Here is a 12,927-nt window from a genome sequence, read left to right as displayed (position 1 = left end):
ATTTACTCAAATATATACCTTTTTATGAAATCATATTTAATCGGTTTAATTTTAGTTTTATTCAGTTTAATATCTAACGCTCAAAATTATGAATACATGGGACTGCTCAAACTACCAGATAGTTCTCTCATAACTTATAATCTTAGTTTTAAAGAAGAAAACGGAAAAATTAAAGGGTTTTCTTACTCTGATATGAATGGTGAGCACGAGACAAAGTCGGCCGTAGTAGGGAAGTATGATAGTGAAGAGAATAAATTGGAATTTAGAGAAGTCGAGATTATTTACACTAAATCTAACATTAAGGAGATAGATTTTTGCAACGTTTATTTCACAGGCGATTTAAGAAAATTAAACGGGAAAGCAGAAATTAAAGGAACCTTTAAGGGATATTATGACGATCTTACTAGTTGCATAGATGGGGAACTTGTAATGCAAGCGGCAGAGAAGGTTAAAAAGCGAAATGAGAAATTTCAAAAAAGAGTGAATAGAACCAATAAAGTTCCTGATAGCATTAAACAGAAAATTAATATGAGTAAGATGTTCAATAGATTCTCTAAAAATCAATTAAAAGGTGGAGAAAATTTGAACATTATATTAAAAGACAAGAATATTAAATTAATAATTTGGGACGATCAAGAAGCAGATGGAGATAAAATAGAATTATCCATCAATGATCGCAAAATATTGAAGGACTTTGAACCTAGTACAACTAAAAAAATAATTCCTTTGGAATTTATAGATCCTGTGAACACTATTAAAATTAAAGCCTTAAATATTGGAAATAAACCACCCAATACTGCAAAAATTGCAATTGAAGCTAAGGATGGTCAAATAATAGATGTGACTTCACAACTAAAGGTAGGTGAAGATGTAACTTTTACCTTTTTTAAAGAAAAACCAAAAATTCAAAAATAACACCACTTAACAGTTTTTGTTATTTAGGGTTAAAGCCTGGTGGTCAATAGTGTAGCTGGTGGTTTTGTGTGTTTTATTTGTGGTCAAAACCAAAACACCAAACTATGAAACAGTTACTCATTACCTTGCTTTTTTTGTCCGTGACACACGCTTTATGGTCACAAGAAACAGAAAGAAAATCAACTTCTATTCTATTTGATCCACCTGTTGAAAATAGGTGGGAATTAGGAGCTACTGCTAGAACGTTATTATCGTATCAAACCTATCAAAATACCAGATACAAATACGATGATAAATTTCTAGGTCTAGGACTAGGTATTTATGCAGATTATAAAGTAAATAATGTGTGGAGTTTAAGATGGGAAGCTGGCGTTGATGCTAATTTAGGTCTTACTCCTTATCTTTCCTTTCAAACTCATCATCGATTTGCAAATCGATGGCGCATTTATGCAGGTGCAGGAACATTATTCAATACAAACGCACAAACTCTTGTTCAGCGCGATAGATATGGTCGTGTGATTGTAAATCCTTATTTACAATTTGGATTACAATACGACTTATCAAAAAGATGGCGTATTGACTTAAGATATCAACAGAATTTATTTGATTACCAAAGAGCTACTTTTAGCAATAATCTTCGTAAGGAAGGTGAGGTAGGAACATTAAGCTTGGGTACGTCTTTCCGATTCTAAAAAAAACAGTCAATAAAAAAATCCTTGTTCTGTAGATAAGAACAAGGATTCTTTATTAATTGTATAATTAATAAGGTCTTATAGGTGAATTACTTCATCATAAGCATCTGCTACAGCTTCCATCACAGCTTCACTCATAGTTGGGTGTGGATGAACTGCCTTTAAAATTTCATGACCAGTAGTTTCTAATTTACGTGCAACAACAGCCTCTGCAATCATATCAGTAACTCCAGCGCCTATCATGTGACAACCTAACCACTCTCCATACTTAGCATCAAATATTACTTTTACAAAACCATCGCTTGCGCCACTAGCTTTTGCTTTACCACTTGCGCTAAAAGGAAACTTACCTACCTTAAGCTCATAACCAGCTTCTTTAGCTTGTGCTTCAGTCATACCTACACTGGCAATTTCTGGAGTAGAATAGGTACAACCAGGTATGTTACCATAATCTAATGGTTCCACATGCATACCAGCAATTTTTTCAACACATAAGATTCCTTCTGCACTAGCAACGTGTGCAAGTGCTGGTCCAGCGGTGATGTCACCTATTGCATAGTATCCAGGAATATTAGTCTGGTAGTATTTATTAACAAGCACCTTACCACGATCAGTAGAAATACCAACCTCTTCTAATCCAATATTATTAAGGTTAGTTTCGATTCCCACGGCACTCAATACGATATCTGCTTCTAGAACCTCTTCACCTTTTTTAGTTTTAACGGTAGCTTTTACACCATCACCGCTTGTATCTACTTTTGTTACTTCGCTTGAAGTCATAACTTTAATTCCAGACTTCTTAAAGCTGCGTTCCATTTGTTTAGATACATCTACATCTTCTACAGGAACAATACGATCTAGGTATTCTACAATGGTAACCTCAGTTCCCATTGCGTTATAGAAATAAGCAAATTCAACACCTATAGCACCAGATCCTACTACGATTAACTTTTTAGGTTGTTCCTTTAAAGTCATAGCCTCACGGTATCCAATCACTTTTTTACCATCTTGTGGAAGCGATGGAAGAACTCTAGACTTAGCTCCAGTAGCTACAATTACGTGATTTCCTTCTATGGTTTGAGTAGAACCATCCTCGGCTTTTACCTCAACTTTTTTACCTTTTTTAAGTGTTCCATAACCCATGATGACATCGATTTTATTCTTTTTCATCAAGAATTGAACACCTTTACTCATGCCATTTGCAACATCGCGAGAGCGGTTTACAACGGCATCAAAATCTTTATCTACATTATCTGCTTTAAGACCATAATCTTCAGCATGTTTTAGGTAGTTAAAAACATCGGCACTTTTAATAAGTGCTTTAGTAGGAATACAACCCCAGTTTAAACAAACTCCACCTAGAGATTCTTTCTCTACTATGGCAGTTTTCATACCTAGTTGTGAAGCACGTATAGCTGTTACATATCCGCCTGGTCCACTTCCCAAAACGATTACATCATATTTACTCATGTCGATCTTTTTTTTAGAGTCACAAAAATATGCAATAAAGCAATACAGATTGTAAATTTGCCCAACCTTATTCCTATGTATAAAACTATAATACGACCACTGCTTTTTAACTTTGATCCAGAGGCAGTACATCATTTTTCATTCAAAAGTGTTAAGTTATTAAACAAGTTGCCTGGATTTAGTTCGCTTTCGCGAAAGCGCTACCACAACAACCCAAAGTCATTAGAAAGAGAATTATTTGGAATCAAATTTCCAAATCCTGTTGGAATGGCTGCTGGATTTGACAAAGATGCCAAAGCTTTTATAGAATTTTCAAACCTAGGATTTGGGTTTATTGAAATAGGGACGCTTACACCTAAACCACAAGACGGAAATCCCAAACAACGACTTTTTAGGCTTAAGGATGATGCAGCAATTATTAATAGAATGGGCTTTAATAATGGTGGTGTTGATGCTGCAGTTGAACGATTGAAGAAAAATCCAAGACCTGGTGAAAAAGGGCATGTGATTATCGGTGGGAATATTGGAAAAAATAAGATCACTCCTAACGAGGAAGCAGTCAATGATTACATCATTTGCTTTGAAAAACTATTTGAGTATGTAGATTATTTTACGGTCAACGTGAGTTCACCAAATACGCCAGGTTTACGTGAATTACAAGATCGAAAACCGTTGACTCATATTTTACAGACACTACAAGATATTAATAATAAGAAGCCAGTACGTAAACCTATATTATTGAAAATAGCCCCAGATCTTACTGATGATCAATTGATGGATATTATAGGTATTGTAGAAGATACAAAGATTGATGGTGTGATTGCTACCAATACAACTATAGAGAGAAACAAATTAAAATCTGCAGAGAGCTTGCAAAATGAAGTCGGTGGATTAAGTGGTGCGCCGCTTACTAATCGCGCAACCCAAGTCATAAGTTTTTTACATTCAAAGAGTAATGGTGCTTTTCCCATTATAGGAGTAGGTGGTATTATGAGTGAACAGGATGCTCTAGATAAACTTAATGCTGGGGCAAGTCTCGTACAGTTGTATACCGGATTTATTTATGAAGGTCCTGGATTAATACAAAGGATTAATAAGGCAATTATTGATCAAGGTTAATGATAGAATCTTTAGTTTCTTTTGCGCTTGCCACACTACTACTTGCGTTGAGTCCTGGGCCAGATAACATTTTTGTTCTAACACAGAGTGTTGCTCGTGGTAGTAAAATAGGAATTGCCATTGCAACTGGATTAATAACAGGTTGTATTGCTCACACTTCTTTAGTAGCTTTTGGGTTTGCGGTTGTAATAAGGGATAATGAGTGGTTATTGCTAGGAATAAAAATAGCCGGTGCTATTTACTTGCTCTATCTTGCCTTTCAAGTCTTCAAGTCTGATCCATCTATCTCATTGAAAGATTCTCAAACTTCTCAAGGTAATTGGTGGGAGATGTTCAAAATAGGAGTAACTATGAATATTTTGAATCCCAAGGTAAGTTTGTTTTTTCTTGCTTTGCTACCACAATTTGTAGTTCAAAATGATACTCCTGAATGGATTCAAATTTATATTTTGGGAATAATTTTTATGTCAGTTTCCTTAGTTGTTTTTTACAGTATTGCATTATTAGCAGGTCGCGCAGCTATGTTTATTAAAAACTCTAACTGGTTTCCATTCTTTATGAAATGGTTGCAAATAGTGGTGTTTGTAGGTATTGCCGTTTTAATTCTAATACCTTAAGTTTTAATTGTTACATTATTACAATTAAAAAAAAACTAAACATTAGAAACTGACCATGGACAACGCTTTTTCTTTCAATCTTTTCGTTACATTTTCTGGGTAAGTCTTAGTTCCAGCAAAAATACCTGCAACATAATCTGCAAATTCTTGACCATATTTATTAAGAACAATGTTCCTCAATTTAGGATGAGAGTAGAACCATTTGGCCAATTGTTGAGCGGTTTTTATTTGAGGTAATAAATCGTCATTCAAAAGCTCCAAATAACGTTCACCAGCACTTGTGATATTGTTAGCGTTTTCAATGATGGATTGGGCAGCTAGATTACCACTTCTTATGGCATTTGAAATACCTTCGGCTGTTAATGGATCGGCAAAACCTGCCGCATCACCCGTGAGAAATACATTGTTTTTTACAAAACCATCTGTTCTTGGAGTTACAGGAACATTAAACCCATGCTTATCTATATGGGTTACTTCATTGATTCCTATGCGCTTCATGTAGTCCATACACAAGCTTTTCAAATCTGTTTTCTTTTTTTCAACACCAAAGGCGCCAACACCTACTGATAAATGATCTTTTTTTGGAAAGCTCCATCCGTAACCACTTTTAATGGCATCAATATCGAATCGAACGATGTCTTTGTGCTTTTTAAACTCTGCATCAGTTACGTAAACCTCGTATTCTAATGCAGGAGCAAGATGTCTAGTCTCATTTTTCCAGCCAGATATCCTTGCAGTAGGACTGTAAACACCATCGGCCGCTATAATTGCTTCAACATTCCAACTTCCTTTATCCGTAACAACTTGAATCACTTGGTTATCATGATTGATCGCTGTCAATTTAGTCTCATCTTGTAATTGAACACCAGCTTCCTGAGCCTTTTTAGTAATTAAATGATCAAATGAATCTCTCATTATCATGGTTACCATAGGTTCTGTAGAGCTTGTTTTTATGGATTTACCATTCTTTAAGAAAATATCAATAGTGTCAAACTGCCTTTCAATAACGGATGAAATATCAAACGACATGGAGTTTAATCCTCGATATACCAGTCCGCCACCACAAACTTTGTAACGAGGTAGTTTTTGTTTTTCAATAAGAATGCATGAAACACCAGCTATTCCTAATTTATAAGCTGCACTTGCACCTGCTGGTCCTGCACCTATTACTGCTACTTGAAAGTCTACTGAACTCATAAGCTGAGAATTGATTGATTAGAAGTTTAAAATTCAAGTTTAAAAATAGATAATTAATCAAAAATCATTTACGCAATCGATTTCATAAAGCTGATCGAGCATCGTATCTTTACCGGTCGATGGAAAAGGTGAAACTTATTGAATGTCCTAGAGACGCCATGCAGGGAATAAAACCTTTTATTCCTACTGATAAAAAAATACAGTACATTCAATCACTGCTGCGTTGTGGCTTTGATACGATTGACTTTGGAAGCTTTGTTTCCCCAAGAGCAATTCCTCAAATGGTTGATACTGCTCAAGTTTTAGCAGGATTAGATTTAACTAAAACAGAAAGCAAGTTACTCGCTATTGTTGCAAACGTAAGAGGAGCTCAAGATGCTTGTCAACATCCTGAAATTGATTATTTAGGATTTCCTTTTTCAATTTCTGAGAATTTTCAAATGCGTAATACGCATAAGACAATAGAGCAATCTGTTGAAACTCTTAAGGAAATTCTAAACATTGCTCATACTTCGGGAAAACAAGTCGTAGTTTATATTTCAATGGGATTTGGTAACCCTTATGGTGATCCATGGAATGTAGACATAGTAGGTGACTGGGCAGATAAATTAGCAACAATGGGAGTTCAAATCCTTTCATTGTCCGACACCGTTGGTACCAGCGATCCATCCACTATAGATTATCTATTCTCAAATTTAATACCTATGTATCCGCATGTGGAGTTTGGGGCACATTTACATACTACTCCTACCACATGGCATGAAAAAGTCGATGCTGCCTTTAAAGCAGGATGTCGTAGATTTGACGGTGCTATTCAAGGATTTGGTGGCTGTCCAATGGCCAAAGATGATCTTACAGGAAACATGCCTACAGAAAAAATGGTGAGTTACTTTAATAACGTAAAGGCACACTCAAATGTAAACGCTATGTCATTTGAAAGTAGCTATAATGAGGCAACTAAGTTATTTTCTGTATTTCATTAAAGAGTTAAAGATACCTTTTACATTTTATAAGCATAGTTAAACACTATCTTAACGAGATGCTGGTTGTACAGGTCTTACCTTTACAATAAACCTTATTTATATGGCATTCTTAGGTCCCTTGATTAAGACAGCGCTCAGTATTCATGAAAATTTGACCTCGGTTACAGACCATGTAAAATCACAGGAAAAGGTTCTGCGTAACATGCTCATCACAGCTCAGGATACTTCGTTTGGTATTTACTATGATTTTGATTCCATTTTAGAAAGTGATGATATTAGGCACGCTTTCGCGAAAGCGATACCCTTCTACGACTATCATAAAATGAATGATCGATGGTGGCAACAAATGAAACAAGGGAAACCCGATATTACATGGCCAGGTCTACCTAGTTTTTTAGCTAGATCAAGCGGTACAACCGGTAAAAAGTCAAAGATGATACCTGTAACTGATGAAATGATAACAGCTATTAAGGATGCTGGAACCTCACAGGTAAGTGCATTAAGTAATTTTAATTTGGATCCTTCAATTTTTGAAAAAGAGGTTCTCGCTTTGGGAAGTTCTACTGATCTTGACCATAAAAACGGATTTACTATAGGCGAGATTAGTGGAATATCGGCTAGTCAAATTCCAGAATTTTTGAGTTCCTTTTACAAGCCAGGAAAGGAAATTGCCAGCATAGATGATTGGGATGAACGGGTGCAGCAAATCGCAATTCAATCTGAAAATTGGGATATTGGAATGTTAAGCGGTATACCATCCTGGATTGAAATAATGCTTAAAAGAGTGATGGAATATCACAAGGTTGATTCTATCCATGATGTGTGGCCTAACTTGTCTGTGTACACCTCTGGTGGAGTTGCCTATGAGCCGTATCGCAGCAGTTTTGAAAAGCTGTTTTCTAAACCTGTTCAAATTGTAGATACTTATCTAGCTAGCGAAGGTTTTATAGCAAGTCAACAAAGACCAGAAACCGACGCGATGCAACTTGTTACTGATGGTGGTATTTATTTTGAATTTGTTCCATTTAAACCAGAATACATAAATCCAGATGGAAGTATTGTTGAAGATGCTCCAGTTTTACATTTAGGCGCAGTGGAGGAAAATGTGGATTATGCATTAATAATTTCAACGGTATCTGGTGCCTGGCGTTATTTAATAGGTGATACGATTAAATTTACTGATGTTGATCGCGCTGAAATTAAAATCACAGGAAGGACAAAGTTTTTTCTAAATGTAGTAGGTAGTCAATTATCCGTACTTAAAATGGAAACAGCGATAACAGATCTGCAAAACAAATTTGATACAGCAATCAAGGAGTTTACAGTTTGTGCCAAACAAAATAAAGGTGAGTTTTATCACGTTTGGACGTTAGGGACAACCACTGAGGTAAGTGAGAAAGAGCTAGCATCACATCTTGATGATTTACTTCAAAAAGCAAATAAAAATTATAAAGTTGCAAGGTCTAAGGCCTTAAAGGGTGTGATAGTTCATAAAGTTGCACCAGAGATATTTTCAAAATGGAATGATTACAACAAGAAGAAAGGTGGTCAGGTAAAAATGGAAAAAGTTATGAAAGAAGATACTTTTAAGGAATGGGAGCAATTTTGTAAATCGACCATTACTTAGGCGCAAGCTCTTCTCTAGTTGGTTTCTCACCAGTATCACCATATCTATTAATCAACTCTAAAATTTCCTCGGGAGATAAATAAAATTTACGCATGTGATTTTTATAAGTCTCAGATAAACTAGTGTGGTTTAAAATAAAATTCTTGGTTTTGATTATATGCTCTCCCATGCCATGTCTTACAGCATATTCATCGGCAGTGCGTTCTACTTCTTGAATGTGTGCGGATGAATACAAATATTTAATCCCAAATATTAACATTCCTAAACTGCTCCTTTTACGATAATCCATCACATGACCTAATTCATGACCTAACCAACCTACAAGTACATCATAAGGAATTTCATTCACAGTGAAAATTTCGTTCTCTACTCTAAACTCCTTACTTATTAGGATAATATAACTACGATGTTTTCTTCTTTTTAAAAAGCTTATCCATTTGGGTTGAGCTTGCATAAAATTTTTACGCACCATATTATTAAACTTAAATTCAATAGGTGTGTGATAAAGTTCAGGAAAATAACTAACAGCTTCATTTACTGCATCAATAATACTAGCTGGGGCCTTTATTTTAGAATATGACATATTTTCTAAATTAGTATTTAGTACAAAAATTGTCGTGAAAACCAGGTTAAAATAATTAATTTCAATACAGAACAAGTCTAATTAAAACAGCATATTTGCATCACAAACTAACAAGTGTTAGTTTTGTTTTAAATCAACGACTTATTCAACGTGAATACATTTCATAACATAACATTATCTGAGGTCTATAAAGAAACTGATGATACGACGGTACTTGCTTTTGACGTGCCCAAAGAACTTAAAAAAGAGTTTAATTATCGTCAGGGACAGTTTTTAACATTGCGAGCAACAATCGATGGCGAGGATGTAAGACGCAGTTACTCTTTATGCAGTAGTCCTCTTGATGATGAGTGGAAGGTAGCCGTGAAGGAAATTTACCAAGGTAAATTTTCAACTTTTGTAAATCGAAAGCTTAAAGCTGGTGACTCAATACAAGTAGCAGCGCCTAGCGGTGATTTTGGTATTGAATGTTACAGTGAGGCAGAAAGTAAGAATTATGTCGCTTTTGCTGCTGGTTCGGGTATTACACCTATGCTAAGTATAATTAAAACACATTTGAAAAAAGAACCACTCGCTAAGTTCAAATTGTTTTATTTGAATAGAACTGCTAGCTCAATCATTTTTAAGGAAGAAATAGAAGCTCTTAAAAATCAATATTTGAGCAGGTTTGAAGTGTTTTATTTTTTGAGTAGAGAGCACCGTGATATACCTTTATTTAACGGCCGCTTTGATAAGGAAAAGATGCAAACTCTTACTCAAACGTTGATTAATGCGCCGCATACTGATCATGCTTTTATTTGTGGACCTGAAGAGATGATTTTTCTAATTCGCGATGAATTAGTTGCTGCTGGGATGAAGGCTGAAAATGTTCATTACGAATTGTTTGTAAGTGGTTTAAGTGAAGAAGATAAAGCAAGAGCTGCAGCTGCCCTTGAACAAAAAGTGGATGGTGTTGAGGTCACAATTATTGATGGAAGCAAAGAATTCCATTTTGTTTTAGGTGATGATCATGATAATGTATTAGATGGAGCGATTGCAGCAGGAGCCGATCTTCCCTATGCTTGTAAAGGTGGTGTGTGTAGTACGTGTAAGTGCAAGGTTAAAGAAGGTAGTGTGGCTATGAAAGTTAATTATGCTCTTACTGAAGAAGAGGTCGCCAAAGGTTTGGTACTTAGTTGCGTAAGTGTTCCGACTAGTAAAAAATTAGTAGTTGATTATGATGTTTAATTTAATAAGTACCTATCTTTAATAGGAACTATTGATAAAACATTTAAGTTTAATTCACATTACAGTACCTTATAGGTAATGAAGTGATAATATCGAGAAATTATGAGTGAAGCAGAAATTAAAAGTTTAGAAGCGCAGTTTGAGGCTAAAATCGCAAATGATGAAAAAATTGAGCCGAAAGACTGGATGCCAGAGAAGTATCGTAAAACTCACATACGTCAGATTTCACAACATGCCCATTCTGAAATCGTGGGTATGTTACCCGAGGGAAATTGGATCACAAGAGCACCTTCACTCAGACGTAAAGCTGCATTATTAGCCAAAGTTCAGGACGAGGCAGGTCATGGATTGTATCTATATAGCGCTTGTGAAACCCTAGGAATTTCGAGAGAAGAGTTATACAATCAATTACATACAGGAGCAGCTAAATATAGTTCTATATTTAATTATCCTACTTTAACTTGGGCTGACATGGGAGCTATAGGTTGGTTAGTAGATGGTGCTGCTATCATCAATCAAGTGCCATTGTGTAGTACGTCTTACGGACCATATGCAAGAGCTATGGTGCGTGTTTGTAAGGAAGAAAGCTTTCACCAAAGACAAGGTTATGAAATTATGCTTTCCCTTTGTAACGGTACAGAAGAGCAAAAACAAATGGCTCAAGATGCATTAAATAGATGGTGGTGGCCATCCTTAATGATGCTTGGACCAGAAGATAAAGACAGTGTGCACACTGAACAATCCATGAAATGGAAGCTTAAACGCAAAACTAATGATGAGCTTAGACAACAGTTCATTGATCAAACTGTTCCACAAGCCGATATTCTAGGACTTACTATACCAGATCCTGAATTAAAATGGAATGAAGAAAAAGGAGGTTATGATTTTGGTCCAATAGATTGGGATGAGTTTTGGCAAGTAGTAAAGGGTCATGGACCAATGAACAAAAAAAGACTGGATGATCGCAGAAATGCTTGGGAAAAAGGAAAATGGGTGAGAGATGCTGCGATGGCATACGCTCAGAAACAAAACGAGCGTAAAAATAAGCAAGCTATCTAATCAAGAACTTAATATATTATGAGTAAAGAAATTCCATTATGGGAAGTATTCATTAGATCTAAAAATGGTCTAGAACACAGGCACTGTGGTAGTTTACATGCCGAGGATGCAGAAATGGCACTCAATAATGCTCGAGATGTGTATACACGTAGAAATGAAGGTGTGAGTATTTGGGTGGTAGAAAGTAAACATATCACTGCAAGCAATCCACAAGATAGTGGAGAGTTATTTGAGCCTGCTGCCGATAAGGTGTATAGGCATCCTACTTTTTATGAATTGCCAGACGAGTTGAAACATATGTAATATGCTAATACTATAAGAGATGTTTGGGAAAAATTGGACATATTAGTTCAGAAAGGAAATGGAAATAAGAATGTTAATTTTCACTTCATCTTAAATGAGAATTACGATTAGATATTCTTATAGTTATTAAAATATATAACTCTTTTGATAGGGCATCTTTTAAATTAGTAATGACGCCATTAATTGAGATTAAGATAAAATAAGTCTATACCTAAAACTAGACTTTAATTACAACTAGCGAAAATGAAACCGATAAGAGAATTAAACCCACAATTCCTAGAGTCCAAGGAAAATAAACAACACCTGATCGACTATCTTTTAGGTGTTGCCGATAATTATTTAATCTTAGCTCAACGACTAGGTGAACTATGTGGTCATGGACCTAATCTAGAACCTGATATCGCTATAACAAACATTTCGCTCGATCTTTTAGGTCAAGTTCGCAGTTTTTATCAGTATATATCTCAAATAAAAGGTGACGGAAGTACCGAGGACGATATTGCCTTTTTAAGAAAAGAGCGTGAGTATAGAAGTGTATTACTGGTACAACAACCTAATACAGATTTTGCCTATGTAATTGCAAGACAGTTTTTCTTTGACGTTTTTAATAAAATGTTCTTGAATGCCTTGCAACAAAGCGCCGATGAAACACTGAGAGCACTAGCATTTAAGGGAATTAAAGAGGCGAGTTATCACGAACGTTTCTCAGGAGATTGGTTAAAGAGATTAGGTGATGGAACAGAAGAAAGTCATGATAAAGCTCAAAAAGCGGTTAATGATCTTTGGGTGTTTACGGACGAACTTTTTCAAGTAAATGAATCTGATTCAGCAATGATTGATGCTGGCGTAGCTCCAGATATGCTACAATTAAGAGAGTACTATTATGAAAAAGTAGAAAACTTGCTAACAGAGGCAACCCTGGAAGTTCCAGAAGTACCTTACTTTCAAAAAGGAGGGAAAAACGGACTTCACAGTGAGTACATGGGATACATCCTTGCAGAAATGCAATATATGCAGCGTACCTACCCGAATAGCAAATGGTAGTATTGAGTGAATCCTCTACAGTAAGTTATAACGGCGGTTAAAAACTTTTTTGATAGCACTTTCGTTTTAAATTACTGGCAGTGAGACTTTT

General features: G+C 35.6%; 13 protein-coding genes. 10 read left to right on the top strand and 3 right to left on the bottom strand.

The genetic code is table 11. From position 1 onward, the window contains the following. The first annotated feature begins 24 nt into the window (after nt 1–24). Together BST93_RS13095 and BST93_RS13090 are read left to right on the top strand one after the other, a co-directional pair. Nucleotides 25–915: a hypothetical protein gene (locus tag BST93_RS13095; RefSeq protein WP_105019521.1), complete on the top strand. Its 891-nt coding sequence runs from the start codon at nt 25–27 to the stop codon at nt 913–915. A 104-nt stretch (nt 916–1,019) separates the two neighbouring features. After that, nucleotides 1,020–1,607, top strand: a complete 588-nt coding sequence (locus BST93_RS13090) for a putative outer membrane beta-barrel protein (protein ID WP_060524096.1) — start codon at nt 1,020–1,022, stop codon at nt 1,605–1,607. A gap of 78 nt (nt 1,608–1,685) precedes the next feature. Here the strand turns inward: BST93_RS13090 and lpdA are convergent, their stop codons facing one another. Continuing rightward, nucleotides 1,686–3,077, bottom strand: coding sequence for a dihydrolipoyl dehydrogenase (gene lpdA, locus BST93_RS13085; protein WP_105019520.1), 1,392 nt, complete (start codon nt 3,075–3,077; stop codon nt 1,686–1,688). A gap of 75 nt (nt 3,078–3,152) precedes the next feature. Here lpdA and BST93_RS13080 point away from each other — a divergent pair, with 75 nt between their 5' ends. Together BST93_RS13080 and BST93_RS13075 are read left to right on the top strand one after the other, a co-directional pair. Further along, nucleotides 3,153–4,196, top strand: a complete 1,044-nt coding sequence (locus tag BST93_RS13080; RefSeq protein ID WP_105019519.1) for a quinone-dependent dihydroorotate dehydrogenase — start codon at nt 3,153–3,155, stop codon at nt 4,194–4,196. Further along, the gene (locus tag BST93_RS13075; protein ID WP_105019518.1) at nt 4,196–4,813 is read left to right on the top strand and encodes a LysE family translocator; all 618 of its coding nucleotides are present in this window, start codon (nt 4,196–4,198) and stop codon (nt 4,811–4,813) included. The genes BST93_RS13080 and BST93_RS13075 overlap by 1 nt, the downstream gene beginning before the upstream one ends. Before the next feature lie 42 nt (nt 4,814–4,855). Here the strand turns inward: BST93_RS13075 and BST93_RS13070 are convergent, their stop codons facing one another. Next, complete coding sequence (locus BST93_RS13070) at nt 4,856–6,010, bottom strand: NAD(P)/FAD-dependent oxidoreductase (RefSeq protein WP_105019517.1); 1,155 nt, start codon at nt 6,008–6,010, stop codon at nt 4,856–4,858. 119 nt (nt 6,011–6,129) lie between these two features. Here BST93_RS13070 and BST93_RS13065 point away from each other — a divergent pair, with 119 nt between their 5' ends. Beyond that, nucleotides 6,130–6,993, top strand: a complete 864-nt coding sequence (locus tag BST93_RS13065) for a hydroxymethylglutaryl-CoA lyase (RefSeq protein WP_105019516.1) — start codon at nt 6,130–6,132, stop codon at nt 6,991–6,993. Nucleotides 6,994–7,093: 100 nt separating this feature from the next. Then, nucleotides 7,094–8,620 (top strand): GH3 family acyl-acid amido synthetase, encoded by a 1,527-nt coding sequence (locus BST93_RS13060; RefSeq protein WP_105019515.1) that lies wholly within the window; start codon nt 7,094–7,096, stop codon nt 8,618–8,620. Here the strand turns inward: BST93_RS13060 and BST93_RS13055 are convergent. Continuing rightward, entirely contained in the window at nt 8,613–9,203 is a 591-nt protein-coding gene (locus BST93_RS13055; protein WP_105019514.1) for a hypothetical protein, read from the bottom strand. The genes BST93_RS13060 and BST93_RS13055 overlap by 8 nt on opposite strands. Before the next feature lie 150 nt (nt 9,204–9,353). Here BST93_RS13055 and BST93_RS13050 point away from each other — a divergent pair, with 150 nt between their 5' ends. The 4 genes from BST93_RS13050 to paaC all read left to right on the top strand — a co-directional run bounded on the left by BST93_RS13050 (nt 9,354) and on the right by paaC (nt 12,836). Continuing rightward, nucleotides 9,354–10,430: a 2Fe-2S iron-sulfur cluster-binding protein gene (locus BST93_RS13050; RefSeq protein ID WP_105019513.1), complete on the top strand. Its 1,077-nt coding sequence runs from the start codon at nt 9,354–9,356 to the stop codon at nt 10,428–10,430. A gap of 102 nt (nt 10,431–10,532) precedes the next feature. After that, the gene (gene paaA / locus BST93_RS13045; protein WP_060524110.1) at nt 10,533–11,489 is read left to right on the top strand and encodes a 1,2-phenylacetyl-CoA epoxidase subunit PaaA; all 957 of its coding nucleotides are present in this window, start codon (nt 10,533–10,535) and stop codon (nt 11,487–11,489) included. Nucleotides 11,490–11,507: 18 nt separating this feature from the next. Beyond that, on the top strand, nt 11,508–11,792 hold the full coding sequence (paaB, locus tag BST93_RS13040; protein WP_042277605.1) for a 1,2-phenylacetyl-CoA epoxidase subunit PaaB: 285 nt from the start codon (nt 11,508–11,510) through the stop codon (nt 11,790–11,792). 243 nt (nt 11,793–12,035) lie between these two features. Further along, nucleotides 12,036–12,836 carry a 1,2-phenylacetyl-CoA epoxidase subunit PaaC gene (gene paaC, locus BST93_RS13035; RefSeq protein WP_105019512.1) on the top strand — a complete coding sequence of 267 codons (801 nt, stop codon included), beginning with the start codon at nt 12,036–12,038 and terminating at the stop codon, nt 12,834–12,836. Nucleotides 12,837–12,927 lie beyond the last annotated feature (91 nt).

Source organism: Nonlabens tegetincola, assembly GCF_002954355.1.
Taxonomy (GTDB): Bacteria; Bacteroidota; Bacteroidia; order Flavobacteriales; family Flavobacteriaceae; genus Nonlabens; species Nonlabens tegetincola.
Note: the sequence above shows the minus strand (reverse complement) of the source record. Positions and strands in the feature narration are given on the sequence as shown.

Excerpts from the sequence above, each read along its gene's own strand:
- BST93_RS13090 (WP_060524096.1), top strand. The coding sequence starts at position 1,020 with ATGAAACAGTTACTCATTACCTTGCTTTTTTTGTCCGTGACACACGCT.
- BST93_RS13095 (WP_105019521.1), top strand. The coding sequence starts at position 25 with ATGAAATCATATTTAATCGGTTTAATTTTAGTTTTATTCAGTTTAATA.
- BST93_RS13065 (WP_105019516.1), top strand. The coding sequence starts at position 6,130 with ATGGAAAAGGTGAAACTTATTGAATGTCCTAGAGACGCCATGCAGGGA.
- lpdA (WP_105019520.1), bottom strand. The coding sequence starts at position 3,077 with ATGAGTAAATATGATGTAATCGTTTTGGGAAGTGGACCAGGCGGATAT.
- BST93_RS13080 (WP_105019519.1), top strand. The coding sequence starts at position 3,153 with ATGTATAAAACTATAATACGACCACTGCTTTTTAACTTTGATCCAGAG.
- paaA (WP_060524110.1), top strand. The coding sequence starts at position 10,533 with ATGAGTGAAGCAGAAATTAAAAGTTTAGAAGCGCAGTTTGAGGCTAAA.
- BST93_RS13070 (WP_105019517.1), bottom strand. The coding sequence starts at position 6,010 with ATGAGTTCAGTAGACTTTCAAGTAGCAGTAATAGGTGCAGGACCAGCA.
- BST93_RS13060 (WP_105019515.1), top strand. The coding sequence starts at position 7,094 with ATGGCATTCTTAGGTCCCTTGATTAAGACAGCGCTCAGTATTCATGAA.
- BST93_RS13075 (WP_105019518.1), top strand. The coding sequence starts at position 4,196 with ATGATAGAATCTTTAGTTTCTTTTGCGCTTGCCACACTACTACTTGCG.
- paaC (WP_105019512.1), top strand. The coding sequence starts at position 12,036 with ATGAAACCGATAAGAGAATTAAACCCACAATTCCTAGAGTCCAAGGAA.
- paaB (WP_042277605.1), top strand. The coding sequence starts at position 11,508 with ATGAGTAAAGAAATTCCATTATGGGAAGTATTCATTAGATCTAAAAAT.
- BST93_RS13055 (WP_105019514.1), bottom strand. The coding sequence starts at position 9,203 with ATGTCATATTCTAAAATAAAGGCCCCAGCTAGTATTATTGATGCAGTA.